This window comes from Ferrovibrio sp. GW821-FHT12B10, assembly GCF_058807515.1.
This window is the reverse complement of the sequence record NZ_JBXAQT010000001.1, coordinates 1,524,041-1,541,127: the sequence shown is the minus strand read 5'-3', so window position 1 is coordinate 1,541,127 and position 17,087 is coordinate 1,524,041. Positions and strand designations below refer to the sequence as shown.

Below are 17,087 nucleotides of genomic sequence, written 5' to 3'. Positions count from 1 at the left end.
ATACGGGCTTTGCTACACTGGTCGGCAAGATTAGATAACCCTCTGTAACACTTCAGGAAACGCCATGAGCAAGACCGTGGACAAGGCTGGCCTCAAGGTCGCCGCCGAACTCGCTGATTTCATCGATGCCAAGGCCCTGCCGGGCACTGGGCTTGAGCCCAAGGCCTTCTGGGCCGGTGTTGCCGATATCTATGCCCGGTTCACGCCGGAGAACCGCGCGCTGTTGCAAAAGCGCGATGATCTCCAGGCCAAGATCGATGCCTGGCACCAGCAGCGCAAAGGCAAGCCGCATGATGCCGCCGCCTATGAAGCCTTCCTGAAGGAGATCGGCTATCTCGTGCCCGAGCCGGCGCCGTTCAAGATCGCCAGCCAGAATGTCGATCCCGAGATCGCGCGCATGGCCGGGCCGCAGCTCGTCGTGCCGGTGCTCAATGCGCGCTTCCTGCTCAATGCTGCGAACGCGCGCTGGGGCAGCCTCTATGATGCCTATTACGGCACTGATGCGATCCCGCACGATCCGGCCGAGAAGAAGGGCTACGATCCGGCGCGCGGCGCCAAGGTGATTGCCAAGGCCAAGGCTTTCCTTGATTCAGCCGTGCCGCTGGCCTCGGGCAGCCACACCGATGTGAAGGGCTGGAGCATTAAGGACGGCGCGTTGTCGCCGGCGCTGAAAGATCCGGCCGCCTTTGTCGGCTATCGCGGCGATGCCGCCAATCCGTCGTCGGTGCTGCTGCAGCATAACGGCCTGCATATCGAACTGGTGATCGACCGCGCGCATCCCATCGGCAAGGGCGATCCGTCCGGCATGGCCGATGTGATTCTGGAAGCCGCGCTTACCACCATTGTCGACCTGGAAGATTCGGTCGCTGCCGTGGACGCCGAAGACAAGGCAGCTGCCTACGCCAACTGGCTCGGCCTGATGAAAGGCGATCTGGAAGCCAGCTTCGACAAGGGCGGCAAGACCATGACCCGCGCGCTGGAGGCGGACCGCGAGTATACCGCCGCGAAGGGCGGCAGGCTCACCCTGGCTGGCCGCAGCCTGCTGTTCGTGCGCAATGTCGGCCACCTGATGACCACGCCGGCGATCCATCTGCCCGATGGCTCGGAAGCCTTCGAAGGCATTCTCGACGGAATTGTCACCAGCCTGATCGCGGTTCATGACCTGCAGAAGAAGGGCCGTTTCACCAACAGCCGCGCCGGTTCGGTCTATATCGTCAAGCCGAAGATGCACGGTCCGGAAGAGGCCGCTTTCACCAACAAGCTGTTCGATGCCATCGAGGATTTGCTGGGCCTGAAGCGCTTCACCGTCAAGGTCGGCGTGATGGACGAGGAGCGCCGCACATCGGCCAACCTCGCCGCCTGCATCAACGCCGTGAAGGATCGCATCGTCTTCATCAATACCGGATTCCTCGACCGCACCGGCGACGAGATGCATACCTCGATGCAGGCCGGCCCGATGGTGCGCAAGGCGCAGATGAAGGCCAGTGCCTGGATCAAGGCTTACGAAGAGCGCAATGTCGCCATCGGCATCGGTTGCGGTCTTTCCGGCATGGCGCAGATCGGCAAGGGTATGTGGGCCGCGCCGGATCGCATGGCTGATATGCTGGACCAGAAGATCGGCCACCCCAAGACCGGCGCTAACACCGCCTGGGTGCCGAGCCCGACGGCGGCCACGCTGCATGCCACGCATTATCACACCGTCGATGTCTTCGGCCGTCAGGCTGAAGTTGCCAAACAGGCGGTGCCGCCGCTCAGTGAGTTGCTGAGTATTCCGCTGTCGACGGGGCAGAATTTCTCCGAACAGGATGTGAAGGACGAGCTCGACAACAATGCGCAGGGCATCCTGGGCTATGTCGTGCGCTGGGTCGATCAGGGTGTGGGCTGCTCCAAGGTGCCCGATATCCACGATATCGGCCTGATGGAAGATCGCGCCACATTGCGCATCTCGTCGCAGCATATGGCAAACTGGCTGCTGCACGGCATCTGCACCAAGGAACAGGTCGATGCGGCGCTGAAGCGTATGGCCGCCAAGGTGGATGCGCAGAATGCCGGCGATCCGCTCTACAAGCCGATGGCCCCGAATCCCGATGCCAGCCTGGCCTATCAGGCCGCGCGCGCGCTGGTCTTTGAAGGCGTGGCGCAGCCCAACGGCTATACTGAACCGCTGCTCCACGCTTTCCGCCAGAAAGTGAAGGCGAGCTAGCGCCCCGCAAGAGTCATTGCGGCGAAGCTGTCGCGGATCCACTGCCGCAACAGGATCACCGCCGGCCGGGTTTCCGATTCCGGCCGTACCACCAGATAGAAGCTGTTGGCTGCGCGCGTGCTGTGCTGGATCGGACAGACCAGCCGCCCGTCGGCGAGATAGCGCGAGGTGGTGACGTTGTCGCCGATGGCGATGCCGAAGCCCGCCGCGCTCATCTCGATGGCGGTCAGCGCATTGCCCAGATAATGCCGGGGGCCTTGCGCCAGACGTGGTCGCCCGCTGCTGGCTAGCCATTTGTCCCACTCATCGCCGTTGTCTGCACACAGCAGCGGCGTGGTTTCCAGAAGTGCGAAATCGTCGCGGCGCAGGCCGTGGGTGCTCAGCAGTTCCGGGCTGCAGACCGGCATCAAATGCACGTCGCTCAAATGTTCGACGATCTGCGCGGGCCAGCGGCCGTCGCCATAGCGGATCGCCATGTCGATCGGTACGGCACGGGCCGGTCGCGCGTCACTGCCCGAGATCAGCCTCAACTGCAGCGCTGGATGCTGCGCGAGCAGGGCGCCGGCCTGCCGCACCAGCCACAATGTGGCCAATGCCGGCGGTGCGCTGATCACCACCTCGCCGCCGGTTTCGCCGGTGGTGATCTGGCGGGTGGCGTCGGTCAGCAGGTCGAAGGCTTGGCGCAACGGCTGCAGCAACGCTGTGCCGGCCGGGGTCAGGCGCAGGCGGTTGCCGCTGCGCTCGAACAGCGCCGCGCCGGTGATCGCCTCGAGCTGCCGCACATGCTGGCTCACCGCGCCATGGGTGACATTCAGCTCCTCCGCCGCCCGGGTCATCGACAGATGCCGGGCCGCCACCTCGAAGGCGCGCAGCGCATTCAGTGGCGGCAAGCGGGACGGGGAAGGGGTATTCCGAGAGTTTTTCTCACGCTGGAGCATGCCGATAAACTCGCTTGTCCTGCAGCCACCGTCCAGCGCAAAGTCGTCGGCAAGGCGGAAAACAGGGCCGCGCGATAGAAATCCTCCCATGACGGACCAAACAGGTCAGGGGTTGCCATGAACATCAGCAAGCTGCAGGCATTGCGGGCGAAATACGGAGACGCCAAGGGCGGCGATATCTTCGATCCCCATTTCGCTGCCGTCGCCACCCAGATCTTCCTCGACCCGGAACGGCGCAAATGGCCGTTCGCCGATGTCGCCACCTTCGTCAGCGCGCCCTACCGGCCGATCCAGTCGGATGCCGATTTCGCCGGCCTGGACTGTTGCCTGGTCGGCGTGCCGATGGACCTGGGTGTCACCAACCGCGCCGGCGCGCGCCTCGGCCCGCGGGCCGTGCGCGGCATCGAGCGGATCGGACCCTACGAGCATGTGCTGAAGCGCGCGCCGCTGGGCGAGATCAAGGCCGCCGATATCGGCGATGTGCCGATGCAGAGCCGATTCAGCCTCGAGCGCTGCCATGCCGATATCGAAGGTTTTTACCGTCGCATCAAAGCTGCCGGGGTGATCCCGCTCTCGGTTGGCGGCGATCATTCGATCACCCTGCCGATCATGCGCGCGCTCGGCGGCGATAAGCCGCTGGGCATGGTGCATATCGATGCTCATTGCGACACCAGCGGCGAATATGAGGGCGCCAAGTTCCATCATGGCGGCCCATTCCGCCAGGCCGTTCTGGATGGCGTGCTCGATCCGGACCGCTGTATCCAGATCGGCATCCGCGGCGCCGCCGAATATCTGTGGGAATTCTCGATCGAGAGCGGCATGACCGTGATCCACGCCGAAGAGGTGGATGCCATGGGCATTCCAGCGGTGATCGAGAAGGCCCGTGCCGTGATCGGCGATGGTCCGCTGTATGTGACTTTCGATGTGGATGGTCTAGACCCCGCCTATGCGCCGGGCACCGGCACGCCGGAAGTGGGTGGCCTGACGCCACGCGAGGCCCTGGCGATCCTGCGCGGTCTTGCCGGCCTCGATATCGTCGGCGGCGATGTGGTCGAAGTCGCGCCGCAATATGATGCCAACACGGTGACGGCTCAGACCGCCGCCCAGATGCTGTTCACCATGCTCTGTCTGGTGTCGATCAAGAAGACCGGGGGGCTGCTGGCGCCATGAGCAAGAATCATTCGGACGACACACCCCGCCTCTGGGGCGCGCGGTTCCGCTCGCCACCCGACCCGGCCCTGATGGCACTGTCGCGCTCGCCGCAGAACCATCATCGCCTGATCCCCTATGACATCATCTCTTCGATGGCGCATGCCCGCGAGCTGCAGCGTGCGTCGCTGCTGACCGATGCCGAATGCGCCAGCATCATCGAGGCGTTGCAGGTGATCCTTGCTGACCAGCAGGCTGGCCGCATTGCGCCCACCGAGGCTGATGAGGATATCCATACCTTCGTCGAGCGTGTGATGACCGAGCGGCTGGGGCCGCTGGGCGGCAAGCTGCGGGCTGGGCGCTCGCGCAACGATCAGTCTGCCAATGACCTGCGCCTGTACCTGCGCGATTACGGCCGCCGTCTGGTGCGCGGCATGCTGGAGCTGCAGGCGGCGCTGACCGGCCAGGCCGAGCATCATATCGCCACCGTGGCGCCGGGCTTCACCCATCTGCAGCCGGCGCAGCCGATCCTGTTTGCGCATCAGCTGCTGGCCCATGCGCAGGCCGTGTCGCGCGACATCGCACGCATGCAGGACTGGGACAGCCGTTTCGCCCGCTCGCCGCTCGGTGCTGCCGCGCTCGCCGGTTCGGCGATTGCCATGCATCCGGAGCTGGCGGCCGTCGAACTTGGTTACGATGCGCCGACCGAGAATTCCATCGATGCGGTCGGCAATCGGGACCATGTCGCCGAATTCCTCTTCGTGCTGGCCATGCATGGTGTGCATCTGTCGCGGCTGTCGGAGGAAATCGTGCTCTGGTGCTCGCGCCAGTTCGGCTGGATCGTGCTGGACGATGCCTTTGCCACCGGTTCGTCGATCATGCCGCAGAAGAAGAATGCGGATATTGCCGAGATTACGCGCGGGCGCTCGGCTCGCCTGATCGGTGATCTCAACACCATTCTGGTGGCGCTGAAAGGTCTGCCGCTGGCCTATAACCGCGACATGATCGAGGACAAGGCGGCCGCTTTCGATGCGATCGATGGCCTGCTGCTGGTGCAGCCGGCGCTGTCCGGTCTGGTGCGCAGCATGACCGTGCAGGTGGGCGAACTCCGCCGCCAGTCGACCCAAGGCTTCACGCTTGCCACAGAAGTGGCCGACTGGCTGTCGCGGCGCGGCGTGCCTTTCGCCCAGGCGCATGAGATCACTGGCGCCGTGGTGCGGCTCTGCGAGGAACGTGGCATTGAGCTGGAGCAGCTGACCGCCGAGGACCTGGCACTGGTCGATGCGCGCCTTGATATCTCGATCAAGGCGGCGTTGACGCCGGATGCCGCCGTGGCGGCGCGCCAGGGCTATGGTGGCACCGCGCCGGAGCGGGTGCGCGAGCAGCTCGCTCGCCTGAAGGCCGCTTGTGCCGAACAGGCGGCCTGGTGTGCGACCTACAAGGGGCCGCAGCCGTAGCTATTAGCATCGTTCTTGCATGCGAAATGACGAGAGAGTCGGGGGACCGGTCATGAATGCAGAGCCATCGAAGGATACGCCGCGAGACCGCTACGATATCGCGCGTCTGCCTATCGTCGCCCCACGCCATTATGGCCGCTGGCTCGCCGCTGCCGCGATTATCGCCATCCTGCTGTTCATCGTGAAGGCATTCGCCGATGGCCAGATCGCCTGGCGCATCGTCGGGCAGTTCTTCACTGCGCCGGCGATCCTCAGTGGTCTGGTCAACACCATCATCATGACCGCCTGCGCTATGCTGCTGGGCATCGTGCTGGGCGTGCTGTTCGCCATCATGGTGATGTCGCCCAATCCGGTTCTGAAGGGCGTTGCCGTCTTCTACATCTGGTTTTTCCGCGGCACGCCGCTGATCCTGCAACTGCTGCTGTGGTTCAACCTGGCGCTGGTCTTCCCGCGCATCGGCATCCCGGACGTGTTCTCGGTGCGCACGGTGGAAGTCATCACGCCCTTTGTGGCCACCCTGCTCGGCATGGGCATCAACCAGGGGGCTTACACCGCCGAAGTGGTGCGCTCAGGGATCCTCTCGGTGGATGCCGGCCAGACTGAAGCGGCTCAGGCCATCGGCATGACGCGGCTGACCGTGCTGCGCCGGATCATCATGCCGCAGTCGATGCGGGTGATCATCCCGCCGGTCGGCAACGAGGTGATCAGCATGGTCAAGCTGACCTCGATCGCCAGCGTGATTCAGTATTCCGAAATCCTGCGCAACGCCCAGACCATCTATTACGCCAACAACTTTGTCATCGAGATGTTGTTCGTGGCTGCCATCTGGTATCTGGCGGTGGTCACCGTGCTCAGCATCGGTCAGCATTTCCTCGAGCGCTATTTTGCCAAGGGCCATCGTCGGCCCGAGACGGCGCGCAAGGCCGCCGTGGACGCCGCGGGAGCGCCGGCATGAGCATGAGCGAGCCCATGCTGGTTGCGCGCGATGTGCGCAAGACCTTTGGCAGCTTCACGGCACTGCAGGGCGTGTCGCTGGACATCCATCATGGCGAGGTGCTTTGCATCATCGGACCATCGGGTTCGGGCAAGAGCACCTTCCTCCGTTGCCTGAACCAGCTAGAACGCGTGGATGGCGGCGGCATCTGGATCGATGGTGAACTGATCGGCTATCGCCGCAGTGGCGACAAGCTCCATCCGCTGCCCGACAGGGATGTGGCGCGTCAGCGCCTGGCCACCGGTATGGTGTTCCAGCGTTTCAACCTGTTCCAGCATATGACGGCGCTGCAGAATATCATCGAAGGCCCGGTCACCGTGCAGAAGCGCCGCAAGGCCGAGGTCATCGCGGAAGCGATGACGCTGCTCGAGCGCGTCGGCCTCGCCGACAAGCGTGATGCTTATCCGGCGCAGCTCTCGGGCGGCCAGCAGCAGCGCGTGGCGATTGCCCGTGCGCTGGCCATGAAGCCGAAGCTGATGCTGTTCGACGAGCCGACCTCCGCGCTCGATCCTGAACTGGTGGGTGAGGTGCTGCAGGTGATGCGCGGCCTGGCGGGCAGCGGCATGACCATGATCGTGGTGACCCATGAACTGGGTTTCGCCCGCGAGGTTGCCCATCGCGTCGTCTTCATGGATCGCGGCGCCATCGTCGAGGCCGGCACGCCGCAGGAGATTCTGAGCAACCCGCAGCAGGCCCGCACCCGCGAATTCATTGCCGCCGTTTTGAACTGACAGCCCCGAAGGAGACCTCACCCATGTCGCTTATGAAGCATTTCACTCTCGGCCTGCTGGCCGCTGCGATTGCGCTGCCCGCTGCCGCTGCCGACCTGCCCGACCGCATCAAGAGCGCCGGCAAGGTGGTGATCGCCACCATGCCGAATTATCCGCCGATCACCTTCAAGGACCCGGCCACCAACACGCTGAAGGGCTTCGATATCGAGCTTGGTGCCGCGTTGGCCAAGGAAATGGGCGTCGCCGTCGAATGGCAGGAAATCGCCTTTGCCCAGATGCTGCCTTCGCTGCAGACCGGTCGCGTCGATATGGTGATGGCTGGCATGACCGACCTGCCGACCCGCCGCGACCAGCAGGATTTCGTCAACTACCTGAAGACCGGCGCGCAGTTCTATACCTCGACCGCGATGTCGAAGGAGATCAAGTCGCTGAACGATCTCTGCGGCAAGAAGGTTGGCGCCAGTCGTTCGACCAACTGGCCGAAGCAGATCGAGGCTTGGAGCGAGGCCAACTGCGTCGCCAAGGGCAAGCCGGCGATCACCGTGGTCGGCACCGAGGGCTCGATCGATGCGCGCACCCAGCTCAAGACTCAGCGCATCGATGCCGGCGCCCAGGGCAACGAGACGCTGCCCTACCTGCAGACCCAGGAGCCCAACACCTATGTGATTCTGGGCGATGCCTTCACGGTCACCCTGGCCGGCATCCCGGTGCTGAAGTCTGAGCCAAAGCTGCGGGATGCCGTACTGGAGGCGCTGGCCAGCCTGCAGAAAAAGGGCGTCTATGACGAACTGCTGGCCAAGTATGACCTCAAGGCCATGACCCTGCCCGCCAGCATCAACAAGGGCGAGTAATTCGGCTGTTCACCGTGACGCGGCTTGCCCGTGTCACGGTGCCGGCCTATAAAGCCCGCCCTTCCGAGGCGGGACCATGGCCCAGCAGACAGATTACGCAATCGGCGTCGATTTCGGCACCACCAACACGGTGGTGGCGATCGCGCGTGCCGATGGTACGGTCACGCCGGTCATCTTTGACCATGTGGGTCTGGCGCATGACATCTTCCGTTCGGCGCTGTGCTTCTGGGATGAGTCCGAGGACAGGACGCGCCGCATTGGCATCGAGGCCGGCCCTTGGGCCATCGCGCAGTTCCTCGACAGCCCCTATGAACACCGCTTCGTGCAGTCGTTCAAATCCTTTGCCGCCAGCCACCTGTTCCAGTCGACGGTGATCTTCGGCAAGCGCTTTTCCTACGAAGACATTTTGTCGAACTTCCTCAGTCTGCTGCGCGGCCATGCCGGTGGCGCCCTGGCCCTCCATGGTCCGGTGATTGCCGGTCGTCCGGTGGAATTCGTCGGCGCCAGTCCAGATCCTGCGTTGGCGCTCCAGCGCATGGATGCGTCCTACGCCCGTGCCGGCTTCCCGCCGGTGCGCTATGCCTATGAACCGGTGGGCGCGGCCTATTACTTCGCCCGCCGGTTGAAGGCGGACGCGACCGTGCTGGTCGCCGATTTCGGCGGTGGCACCAGCGACTTCTCGTTGATGCGCTTCACCAGGGGCACGAACGGCTTCACGGCCCAGCCGCTCGGCCATGCCGGCGTCGGCGTGGCGGGCGATGCCTTCGATTACCGCATCATCGACAACGTGATCTCGCCGCGCCTGGGCAAGGGTGGGCATTATCGCAGCGACGGCAAGCGCCTGCCGATCCCGGGCCAGCAGTACATGCAGTTCGCCCAGTGGCACCAGCTCGCCATGCTGAAATCGCCGAAAACCATGGCCGACCTGAAGGCGCTGGCCAAGGAAGCCGAAAATCCCGAAGCCCTCGCGGATTTCATCACGGTGATCGAGAATGATCTCGGCTTCGGGCTCTATCGCGCCGTCTCGGCGGTGAAGACCGCACTGTCTTCGGTCGAAAAAGCCGATCTAGTCTTCGAGGCCGACGGCATCAGAATCCGCGAACAGGTGACACGCAAAAGCTTCGAGAGCTGGATCGCGCCGGAGCTGGCGCAGATCGATGAGGCGCTGGATCGCGTGTTTTCCGCGGCCAGAATCGGGCCAGCCGCTGTCGACCAGGTCTTCATGACCGGCGGCTCGTCCTTCGTGCCGGCCCTGCGTCGCCTGTTCGAAGCGCGGTTTTCCGCGGATCGACTCGCCACCGGCGACCAGCTTCAGTCGATTGCCTCAGGCCTTGCACTGATTGGCCTTGATCAAAACGCGGGCAACTGGCTCGCGCGCTGACGCTCCGTGACGACCGCGGCGAGACTGGCGTGTGCAGTTCCTCAACCCGCGCCGTGTGACCTCTGTCGCACAGGTCGAGGTGCAGTGATCACGACTCGGTGGGTTCATATACGGGTCATCGCAGCGTCACGGCCCGGTCATGCAGTCTGCTTAAGCCTTCCGCCTCAGTTTCGAAAACGGAGGGGAAGCCATGCTGGTTCATCGTCGTCATTTCCTGGCCGGAGCCGGCCTTGCTGCAGGCAGCTTGGCGCTGCCGCGGTTCGCCATCGGTCAGGCCGATAGCCGCCCGAGTATCACCATCGCGGTGCAGCAGATTGCCAATTCGGCCTCACTCGAGCCGCTGCGCGAACAGTCCAATGTAGGCACGCGCACCTTCTCATTCCTTTATGAAGGCCTGATCGGCCGCAATCTGATGAGCGAGCTGGAAGCCGTGCCCGCGCTGGCCGAAAGCTGGCGCCGCATCGATAGTCGCACAGTGGAACTCACCCTGCGCAAGGGTGTGAAGTTCCATAACGGCGACGAGCTGACCGCCGAGGATGTGGCCTATACCTATGGCCGCGAGCGCATGTTCGGCCCCGATTACGATATCACCAGCAACAAGACCGTCTTTGCCAATGTGATGGTGCGCGACGCCATGAAGGGCAAGGACCTGCCGCCGGAAGTGCCCGCGGTGGCCAAGCGCAACTGGCCGGCGCTGGAGAAGATCGAGATCGTCGACAAATACACCGTCCGCTTCGTCAACCGCACGCCGGATGTGACGATGGAAGGGCGTATCGCCCGCTCGGGCAGCGAAATCATTTCGCGTCGCGGCTTCGAGGAAGCCAAGACCTGGCTCGACTGGTCGATCAAGCCGGTCACCACCGGCCCCTACAAGGTGCGCGAATACAAGGCCGACCAGGAACTGGTCCTGGATGCCCATGATGAATACTGGGGCGGCCGACCGCCGCTGAAGAGCATCCGCATGGTGGTGGTGCCGGAAGTGGCCAGCCGCATCAACGGGCTGCTGTCGGGCCAGTTCGACTTCATCTGCGACATGCCGCCGGATCAGATTCCGGGCATCGAGAAGAATGCCAAGTTCGAGGTGAAGGGCGGCCTGATCGATAACCACCGCCTCACCGTCTTCGACAAGTTCCATCCGCAGCTGGCCGATCCGCGAATCCGTCAGGCCTTCACCCATGCTATCGACCGCCAGGCGATTGTCGACAGCCTGTGGTCGGGCCGCACCCGCGTGCCGGCCGGTCTGCAGTGGGAATTCTACGGTCCGATGTTCGTCGAGGGCTGGAAGGTGCCGGAATACAACCCGCAGAAGGCCCGGGAGCTGCTCAAGGCGGCCGGCTACAAGGGCGACCCGATCCCCTACCGCATGCTCAACAACTACTACACCAACCAGAACGCCACCTCGCAGATCCTGATCGAGATGTGGCGCCAGGTCGGCCTGAACATCCAGAGCGAGATGAAGGAGAACTGGCAGCAGATCTTCGAGAATAACGGCCAGCGCGCCGTGCGCGACTGGTCGAACAGCGCGCCGTTCAGCGACCCGATCTCTTCGATCGTCAACCAGCACGGCCCGCAGGGTCAGCAGCAGCAGGTCAAGGAGTGGATGAACGTCGAGATGAACAGTCTCTCCGAAGCGCTCGGCACCGAGATCGACATGGGCAAGCGCAAGGCGATGTTCAAGCGCATGCTGGAAATCTGCGAACGCGAAGACCCGGCCTATACGGTGCTGCATCAGAACGCCACCTTCACGGCCAAGCGCAAGGACATCCAATGGAAGGCTTCGCCCTCCTTTGCGATGGAATTCCGCAGCCATAACTTCAAGATCGGTTGAACAAGTGCCCTGCGGCGGCGGAGATGATCCGCCGCCGCTTTCCTTTTTGCCCATAAGGAGACCGGCATGGATTCTCTTGTCGAAATTCGCGGCCTCACGGTCGATTTCCCGCATGGCAAGCAAAGCACCCGTGCCTTGCATGGCGTCGACCTGAGTGTCGGCGCTGGTGAGGCGGTCGGCCTGGTGGGCGAGTCGGGCTCCGGCAAAAGCGTCACCTGGCTGGCTGCACTGGGTCTGCTGCCGGGCAAGGCGCGCGTGCATGGCAGCGTCATGCTGGGCGCGCAGCAGATGATCGGCGCGTCGCGCAACGTGCTCGAGACCATCCGCGGTCGCCGCATCGCCATGATTTTCCAGGATCCATCGTCGTCCTTAAATCCCGTCCTGCGCATCGGTCGCCAGATCGGTGAGGCGCTGGCGCTGCATCGCGGCCTGACCGGCGCCGCCGCCGAAGCCGAATCGAAACGCCTGCTCGATCGCGTCGGCATCGCCAATGCCGGGCGTCGTCTCCGCGATTATCCGCATGAACTCTCCGGCGGCATGAACCAGCGGGCGATGATCGCCATGGCGCTGGCTGGCGAGCCAGAACTGCTGATTGCCGACGAACCGACCACGGCGCTGGATGCGACAGTTCAGGCGCAGATTCTCGTTTTGCTTCAGGATATCCGCCGCGACAGCGGCATGGCCATGGTGCTGATCAGCCATGATCTTGGTGTGGTGGCGGAGAATGTCGACCGCGTCTGCGTGATGTATGCCGGCCGCCTGGTCGAGGAAGCGCCGGCGGAGACCATGTTCGACCGGCCGCGCCATCCCTATACGCGCGGACTTTTGGCCGCTTTGCCCGCATTGGAGGGGCCGCGCCGACGTCTGGCCGCCATTCCCGGCACGGTGCCAGAGCCCTGGAACCTGCCGCAGGGCTGTGCCTTCGCGCCGCGTTGCGGCGAAGCGGAAGAGAGCTGCCATCGCAACGCGCCGCCGCAACTGCATGTCAGCGCTGGCGAACGCGTGCTCTGCTTCCACGGCCGTTATCATGCCGACCCGGTTCACGATACAACCGCCCCGCAGGCAGTGCCACATGTCGCTGCATCGGGCCATGCCGTCGCGGTGATCGCCCAATGATGGCAGATAATATGAAGGATGGGGCGCTGCTCGATGCGCGTAACCTGACGCGCCATTTCAATATCCGCCAGAAGGGTGGCCCCGGTCTCGAAGGGTTGATCGGCCGTAAGGCGGTGTTGCGTGCCGTTGATGGCATCTCGCTCAGCGTGATGCCAGGCCGCACGCTTGGTCTGGTGGGCGAGTCCGGCTGCGGCAAATCCACCACCGGCCGGCTTCTGCTTGGCCTGATGGTTCCGACCGCCGGCGAGTTGCGCTTCGAGGGGGCGCCGCTGGAGAAATCCGGCAGTCGTGGCTGGCAACGGCAGCGTCAGGCCATGCAGATGGTCTATCAAGACCCGCTCGGTGCGCTTGATCGCCGGCTCACCGTCGGTCGCCAGATCGCCGAGCCGCTGGACATTCATCATCCGCGGATGCCGCAGGCCGAGAAGCAGCAGCGCTTGCGCACCGCGATGGCTGATGTCGGCCTGCAGGCGCATCACGCCGAGCGCTATCCGCATGAACTCTCGGGCGGCCAGCGCCAGCGTGTGGTGCTGGCACGCGCACTGATCCTGAATCCGAAACTGCTGGTCTGCGACGAGCCGATCTCGGCGCTGGATGTCTCGATCCAGGCGCAGGTCGTCAACCTGCTGCTCGATCTGCAGGAAAAACTGAACCTCGCTTACGTGTTCATCAGCCATGACCTCAAGGTCGTGCGCCAGATCAGCCACGAGGTCGCCGTTATGTATCTCGGTCGCATTGTCGAGTATGGCGAGGCCGAGAGTCTGTTCCGAAATCCGCAGCATCCTTATACCCGCGCGCTGCTGGCCGCGATCCCCAGCATCTCACGCCATGGCGGCGAGAAGCCGAAGCCGATCCAGGGCGATCCGCCCGATCCGGCCAATCCGCCATCGGGTTGCGCCTTCCGCACGCGTTGCCCGCGCGCCACCGGGCTCTGCGTCGAGAGTGCGCCGGTGCTGCGCCCGATGGCCGATGGGCGCCAGGTCGCCTGCCATTTCGTCGAGCCGGATGAAGCCCGTGCCGCAGCCTGATCACCGTTTCGGAGTGAATTGATGCTGGCCTTCATCGCCACCCGCCTGGCGCGCGCCGCGCTGACCATCGCCTTCGTGGTGACCTTCGCCTTCGTGGTGCTGCGGCTGTCGGGCGACCCGGCCCTGCTGATCATGTCAGTCGATGCGCCGCCCGAAGCCATCGCCGCCTTCCGCAAGTCGTGGGGCCTGGACGAGCCGATCTGGGAACAGTTTCTGACCTATGCCAGCCGTGCCGTGGTCGGCGATTTCGGTAACTCCATGCGCGATGGCCGCCCGGCCATCGACCTGGTGCTGGAGCGCGTGCCGATGACGCTGGCCATCACTATCCCGGCTTTCCTGATCAAGCTTGGTCTGGGCATTCCCGCCGGCATCTTCGCGGCCCTGCATCGCAACTCGCTGCTTGACCGCCTGACCATGACCGCTTCGGTCGCGGGCTTCACGGTGCCGAGTTTCGTGCTGGCGCTGGTGCTGGTGCTGGTCTTCTCGGTGCAGCTCGGCTGGCTGCCCTCCAGCGGCAATGACAGCTGGCGGTCGGGCATCCTGCCTGTTTTCACACTCGGTATCTCGGGCGCGGCCGTGCTGGCGCGCTTTACCCGCTCGGCCATGCTGGAAGTGCTGGGTCAGCCTTATATCCGCACGGCATCTGCCAAGGGCGTGCCGTGGCACCGCGTCATCGCCGACCATGCCCTGCCCAATGCCGCCATTCCCACCGTCACCATCATCGGCTTCATGGTCGGCACCCTGATCGCCGGCGCCGTGGTGGTGGAAAGCGTGTTCGCCTGGCCGGGCGTCGGCCGCCTGCTGGTGTCTGCCGTGGCCAACCGCGACCTCGCGGTGGTGCAGGCCATCCTGCTCGCCATCGCGCTGTCCATGGTGGCGGCCAATCTCACTGTCGACCTGGCCTATGGCTGGCTCGATCCGCGCCTGCGCCGCGGCCGCGCACATTAAGGGAGCGGCAGTACCATGACCGATATCGCCACGTCTTTGCCGGCTGAACGTCCCGATCGCGGCGCCGCGCTGAAGCGCTTCCTCGCCGCCTGGCCGCCGGGCGTGCTGCTGGCACTGTTATGGATCGCCATCATGCTGGTGCTGGCGCTGGGTGCCGACCATCTGACGCCCTACAGCTTCACGGCTTTCGACCTCAAGGCGCGGCTGCAGCCGCCGATCGGCATGGGTGGCGCGTGGAACCATGCGCTTGGCACCGATGAACTCGGCCGTGACGTGCTGTCACGCCTGATCATGTCGATCCGTATGAGTATCCTGATCGCCTTCTTCGGCACGCTGATCGCCGCCGGCATGGGCACGACGCTGGGGATTCTTGCCGCGCATCTGCGTGGCAAGGTCGAATCACTAATTCTGGTGCTGATCGACTTCCAGGCCAGCATGCCCTTCATGATCATCGCGCTGTCGGTGCTGGCCTTCTTCGGAAATTCGATCACGCTGTTTGTCGTGCTGATGGGATTCCACAGCTGGGAACGCTATGCCCGCATCGCGCGCGGCCTGGCGCTGTCAGCCAACGAGCAGGGCTATGCGTCGGCGGTGCGCAATCTCGGCGCCGGGTCTTTCCGCATTTACGGCCGTCATGTGCTGCCGAATATCGCCTCCACCCTGATCGTGTCGATGACGCTGACCTTCCCCGAGATCATCCTTCTGGAAAGTGGTCTATCCTTTCTGGGGCTCGGCGTGCAGCCGCCGTTGACTTCGCTGGGCAACATGGTCGGTTATGGCCGCGAATACATCACGCGTGCCCCCTGGATCATGCTGGCGCCCAGCGCCGTCATCGTCCTCACCACCCTCTCGATCAGCATGCTGGGCGACTGGCTGCGCGATCGTCTCGATCCCACCCTGCGTTAAGCGAAGAAGAAAGCCATGACCGACAAGGCCCGCAAGAACATCCTGCTCATCGTCGTCGATCAATGGCGCGGCGATATTCTGTCTCATCTCGGCACGCCGGGCCTGAAGACGCCGAACCTTGATTTCCTGTGCAGCCAGGGCGTCACTTTCCGCAACCATTTCACCACGGCCGTACCTTGCGGCCCGGCGCGCGCCTCGCTGCTCACTGGCCTCTACCAGATGACGCATCGCGCGGTGCAGAACACCATCCCGCTCGACAAGCGCTTCACCAATCTGGGGCATGAACTGCGCAAGGCTGGCTATGATCCGGCGCTGATCGGCTATACGACCACGACTCCAGATCCGAGGACGACAGGGCCAAACGATCCGCGATTCTTTGTGCTGGGCGATATCATGGATGGTTTCCGCCCGGTCGGCGTCTTCGAGCCTTACAAGGAAGCCTATTTCGCCTGGGTCGCCTCCAAGGGCCATCAGCTGCCCGACAACCCCGAGGATATCTGGCGTCCCAAGGAAGGCACACCGGGCGCGACGCGCAGCGCCGGCCAGCTGCACAAGGATCTGACCGATACCGCCTGGTTCACCGAACGCGCGCTTACCTATCTGAACGGCGCCAGCAACCGGAACTGGTTCCTGCATCTGGGCTATTACCGTCCGCATCCGCCCTTCATCGCGCCCGAGCCCTATAACAGCATGTACGATCCGGCCGACATGGCGCCGCCGGTGCGCGCCGCGACGCCGGAAGAGGCCGGCAAGGCGCATCCGCTGCACAAGTTCTATATCGACCATGTGAACCAGCGCGGCTTCTTCCAGGGCGCCAGCAAGCTGGGTTCGGCGATGACCGAGGAGGATGTGCGCGTCATGCGCGCGACCTATTTCGGCCTGATGAGCGAAGTGGACGATCATCTCGGCCGCGTCTTCCAGTTCCTTAAGGACAGCGGCCAGTGGGACGACACGCTGATCGTCTTCACCTGCGACCATGGCGAGCAGCTCGGTGATCACTACTTGCTGGGCAAGGTCGGCTATTTCGACGGCAGCTTCCGTATCCCGATGATCATCTACAATCCGGATGAATCAGCCGACGCCACGCGCGGCCAGATCGTCGACAGTTTCACCGAGACGGTCGACACCATGCCGACCATCCTGGAGTGGATCGGCGCGCCGGTGCCCCGCCAGTGCGACGGCCGTTCACTGCTGCCTTTCACCTATGGCGCAGCGCCGGCGGACTGGCGCACCGAGGTGCATTACGAATTCGACTTCCGCGACATTTTCTATTCCAAGCCGGAGGGCGTTCTGGGCACGGCGATGGACCAGAGTTCGCTCGCCGTGGTGCAGGATGCGGACTACAAATACGTCCACTTCGCCGCCCTGCCGCCGCTGTTCTTCGATCTGAAGCAGGATCCGGCGCAACTCGACAACCGTGCCGCTGATCCGGCCTATGCGCCGAAGATCATGGAATATGCGCAGAAGATGCTGAACTGGCGGCTGGCCCATGCCGACCGAACGCTGACCGGGTATCGCGCCAGCCCCGAGGGCCTGCAGGAACGGCGTTGACGGCTG

14 protein-coding genes are annotated in these 17,087 nt (G+C 63.9%); 13 read left to right on the top strand and 1 reads right to left on the bottom strand.

The features are described from left to right. The first annotated feature begins 64 nt into the window (after positions 1-64). Complete coding sequence (locus AC1RRT_RS07805; protein WP_493013213.1) at positions 65-2,203, top strand: malate synthase G; 2,139 nt, start codon at positions 65-67, stop codon at positions 2,201-2,203. Here AC1RRT_RS07805 and AC1RRT_RS07800 read toward each other — a convergent pair. Further along, positions 2,200-3,093, bottom strand: a complete 894-nt coding sequence (locus tag AC1RRT_RS07800) for a LysR substrate-binding domain-containing protein (RefSeq protein WP_493013212.1) — start codon at positions 3,091-3,093, stop codon at positions 2,200-2,202. The genes AC1RRT_RS07805 and AC1RRT_RS07800 overlap by 4 nt on opposite strands. 165 nt (positions 3,094-3,258) lie before the next feature. Between AC1RRT_RS07800 and speB the strand changes: the two genes are divergently transcribed. The 12 genes from speB to AC1RRT_RS07740 all read left to right on the top strand — a co-directional run bounded on the left by speB (position 3,259) and on the right by AC1RRT_RS07740 (position 17,081). After that, on the top strand, positions 3,259-4,311 hold the full coding sequence (speB, locus tag AC1RRT_RS07795) for an agmatinase (RefSeq protein ID WP_493013211.1): 1,053 nt from the start codon (positions 3,259-3,261) through the stop codon (positions 4,309-4,311). Next, the gene (gene argH, locus AC1RRT_RS07790; protein ID WP_493013210.1) at positions 4,308-5,747 is read left to right on the top strand and encodes an argininosuccinate lyase; all 1,440 of its coding nucleotides are present in this window, start codon (positions 4,308-4,310) and stop codon (positions 5,745-5,747) included. Before speB ends, argH begins: the two co-directional genes overlap by 4 nt. A 52-nt stretch (positions 5,748-5,799) precedes the next feature. Then, the gene (locus AC1RRT_RS07785) at positions 5,800-6,702 is read left to right on the top strand and encodes an amino acid ABC transporter permease (RefSeq protein ID WP_493013209.1); all 903 of its coding nucleotides are present in this window, start codon (positions 5,800-5,802) and stop codon (positions 6,700-6,702) included. Next, entirely contained in the window at positions 6,699-7,472 is a 774-nt protein-coding gene (locus AC1RRT_RS07780; protein WP_493013208.1) for an amino acid ABC transporter ATP-binding protein, read from the top strand. Before AC1RRT_RS07785 ends, AC1RRT_RS07780 begins: the two co-directional genes overlap by 4 nt. A 23-nt stretch (positions 7,473-7,495) precedes the next feature. Further along, entirely contained in the window at positions 7,496-8,323 is an 828-nt protein-coding gene (locus tag AC1RRT_RS07775) for an ABC transporter substrate-binding protein (RefSeq protein ID WP_493013207.1), read from the top strand. 76 nt (positions 8,324-8,399) lie between these two features. Beyond that, complete coding sequence (locus AC1RRT_RS07770; protein ID WP_493013206.1) at positions 8,400-9,704, top strand: Hsp70 family protein; 1,305 nt, start codon at positions 8,400-8,402, stop codon at positions 9,702-9,704. Between the two features lie 190 nt (positions 9,705-9,894). After that, positions 9,895-11,532: an ABC transporter substrate-binding protein gene (locus AC1RRT_RS07765; RefSeq protein WP_493013205.1), complete on the top strand. Its 1,638-nt coding sequence runs from the start codon at positions 9,895-9,897 to the stop codon at positions 11,530-11,532. A gap of 66 nt (positions 11,533-11,598) precedes the next feature. After that, positions 11,599-12,648, top strand: coding sequence for an ABC transporter ATP-binding protein (locus AC1RRT_RS07760; RefSeq protein WP_493013204.1), 1,050 nt, complete (start codon positions 11,599-11,601; stop codon positions 12,646-12,648). Beyond that, positions 12,645-13,676: an ABC transporter ATP-binding protein gene (locus AC1RRT_RS07755; RefSeq protein ID WP_493013203.1), complete on the top strand. Its 1,032-nt coding sequence runs from the start codon at positions 12,645-12,647 to the stop codon at positions 13,674-13,676. Before AC1RRT_RS07760 ends, AC1RRT_RS07755 begins: the two co-directional genes overlap by 4 nt. 21 nt (positions 13,677-13,697) lie before the next feature. Continuing rightward, positions 13,698-14,624, top strand: a complete 927-nt coding sequence (locus tag AC1RRT_RS07750; protein WP_493013202.1) for an ABC transporter permease — start codon at positions 13,698-13,700, stop codon at positions 14,622-14,624. A gap of 15 nt (positions 14,625-14,639) precedes the next feature. Then, positions 14,640-15,530 carry an ABC transporter permease gene (locus AC1RRT_RS07745; RefSeq protein ID WP_493013201.1) on the top strand — a complete coding sequence of 297 codons (891 nt, stop codon included), beginning with the start codon at positions 14,640-14,642 and terminating at the stop codon, positions 15,528-15,530. A 15-nt stretch (positions 15,531-15,545) separates the two neighbouring features. Next, the gene (locus AC1RRT_RS07740; protein WP_493013200.1) at positions 15,546-17,081 is read left to right on the top strand and encodes an alkaline phosphatase family protein; all 1,536 of its coding nucleotides are present in this window, start codon (positions 15,546-15,548) and stop codon (positions 17,079-17,081) included. The last annotated feature ends 6 nt before the right edge of the window (positions 17,082-17,087 follow it).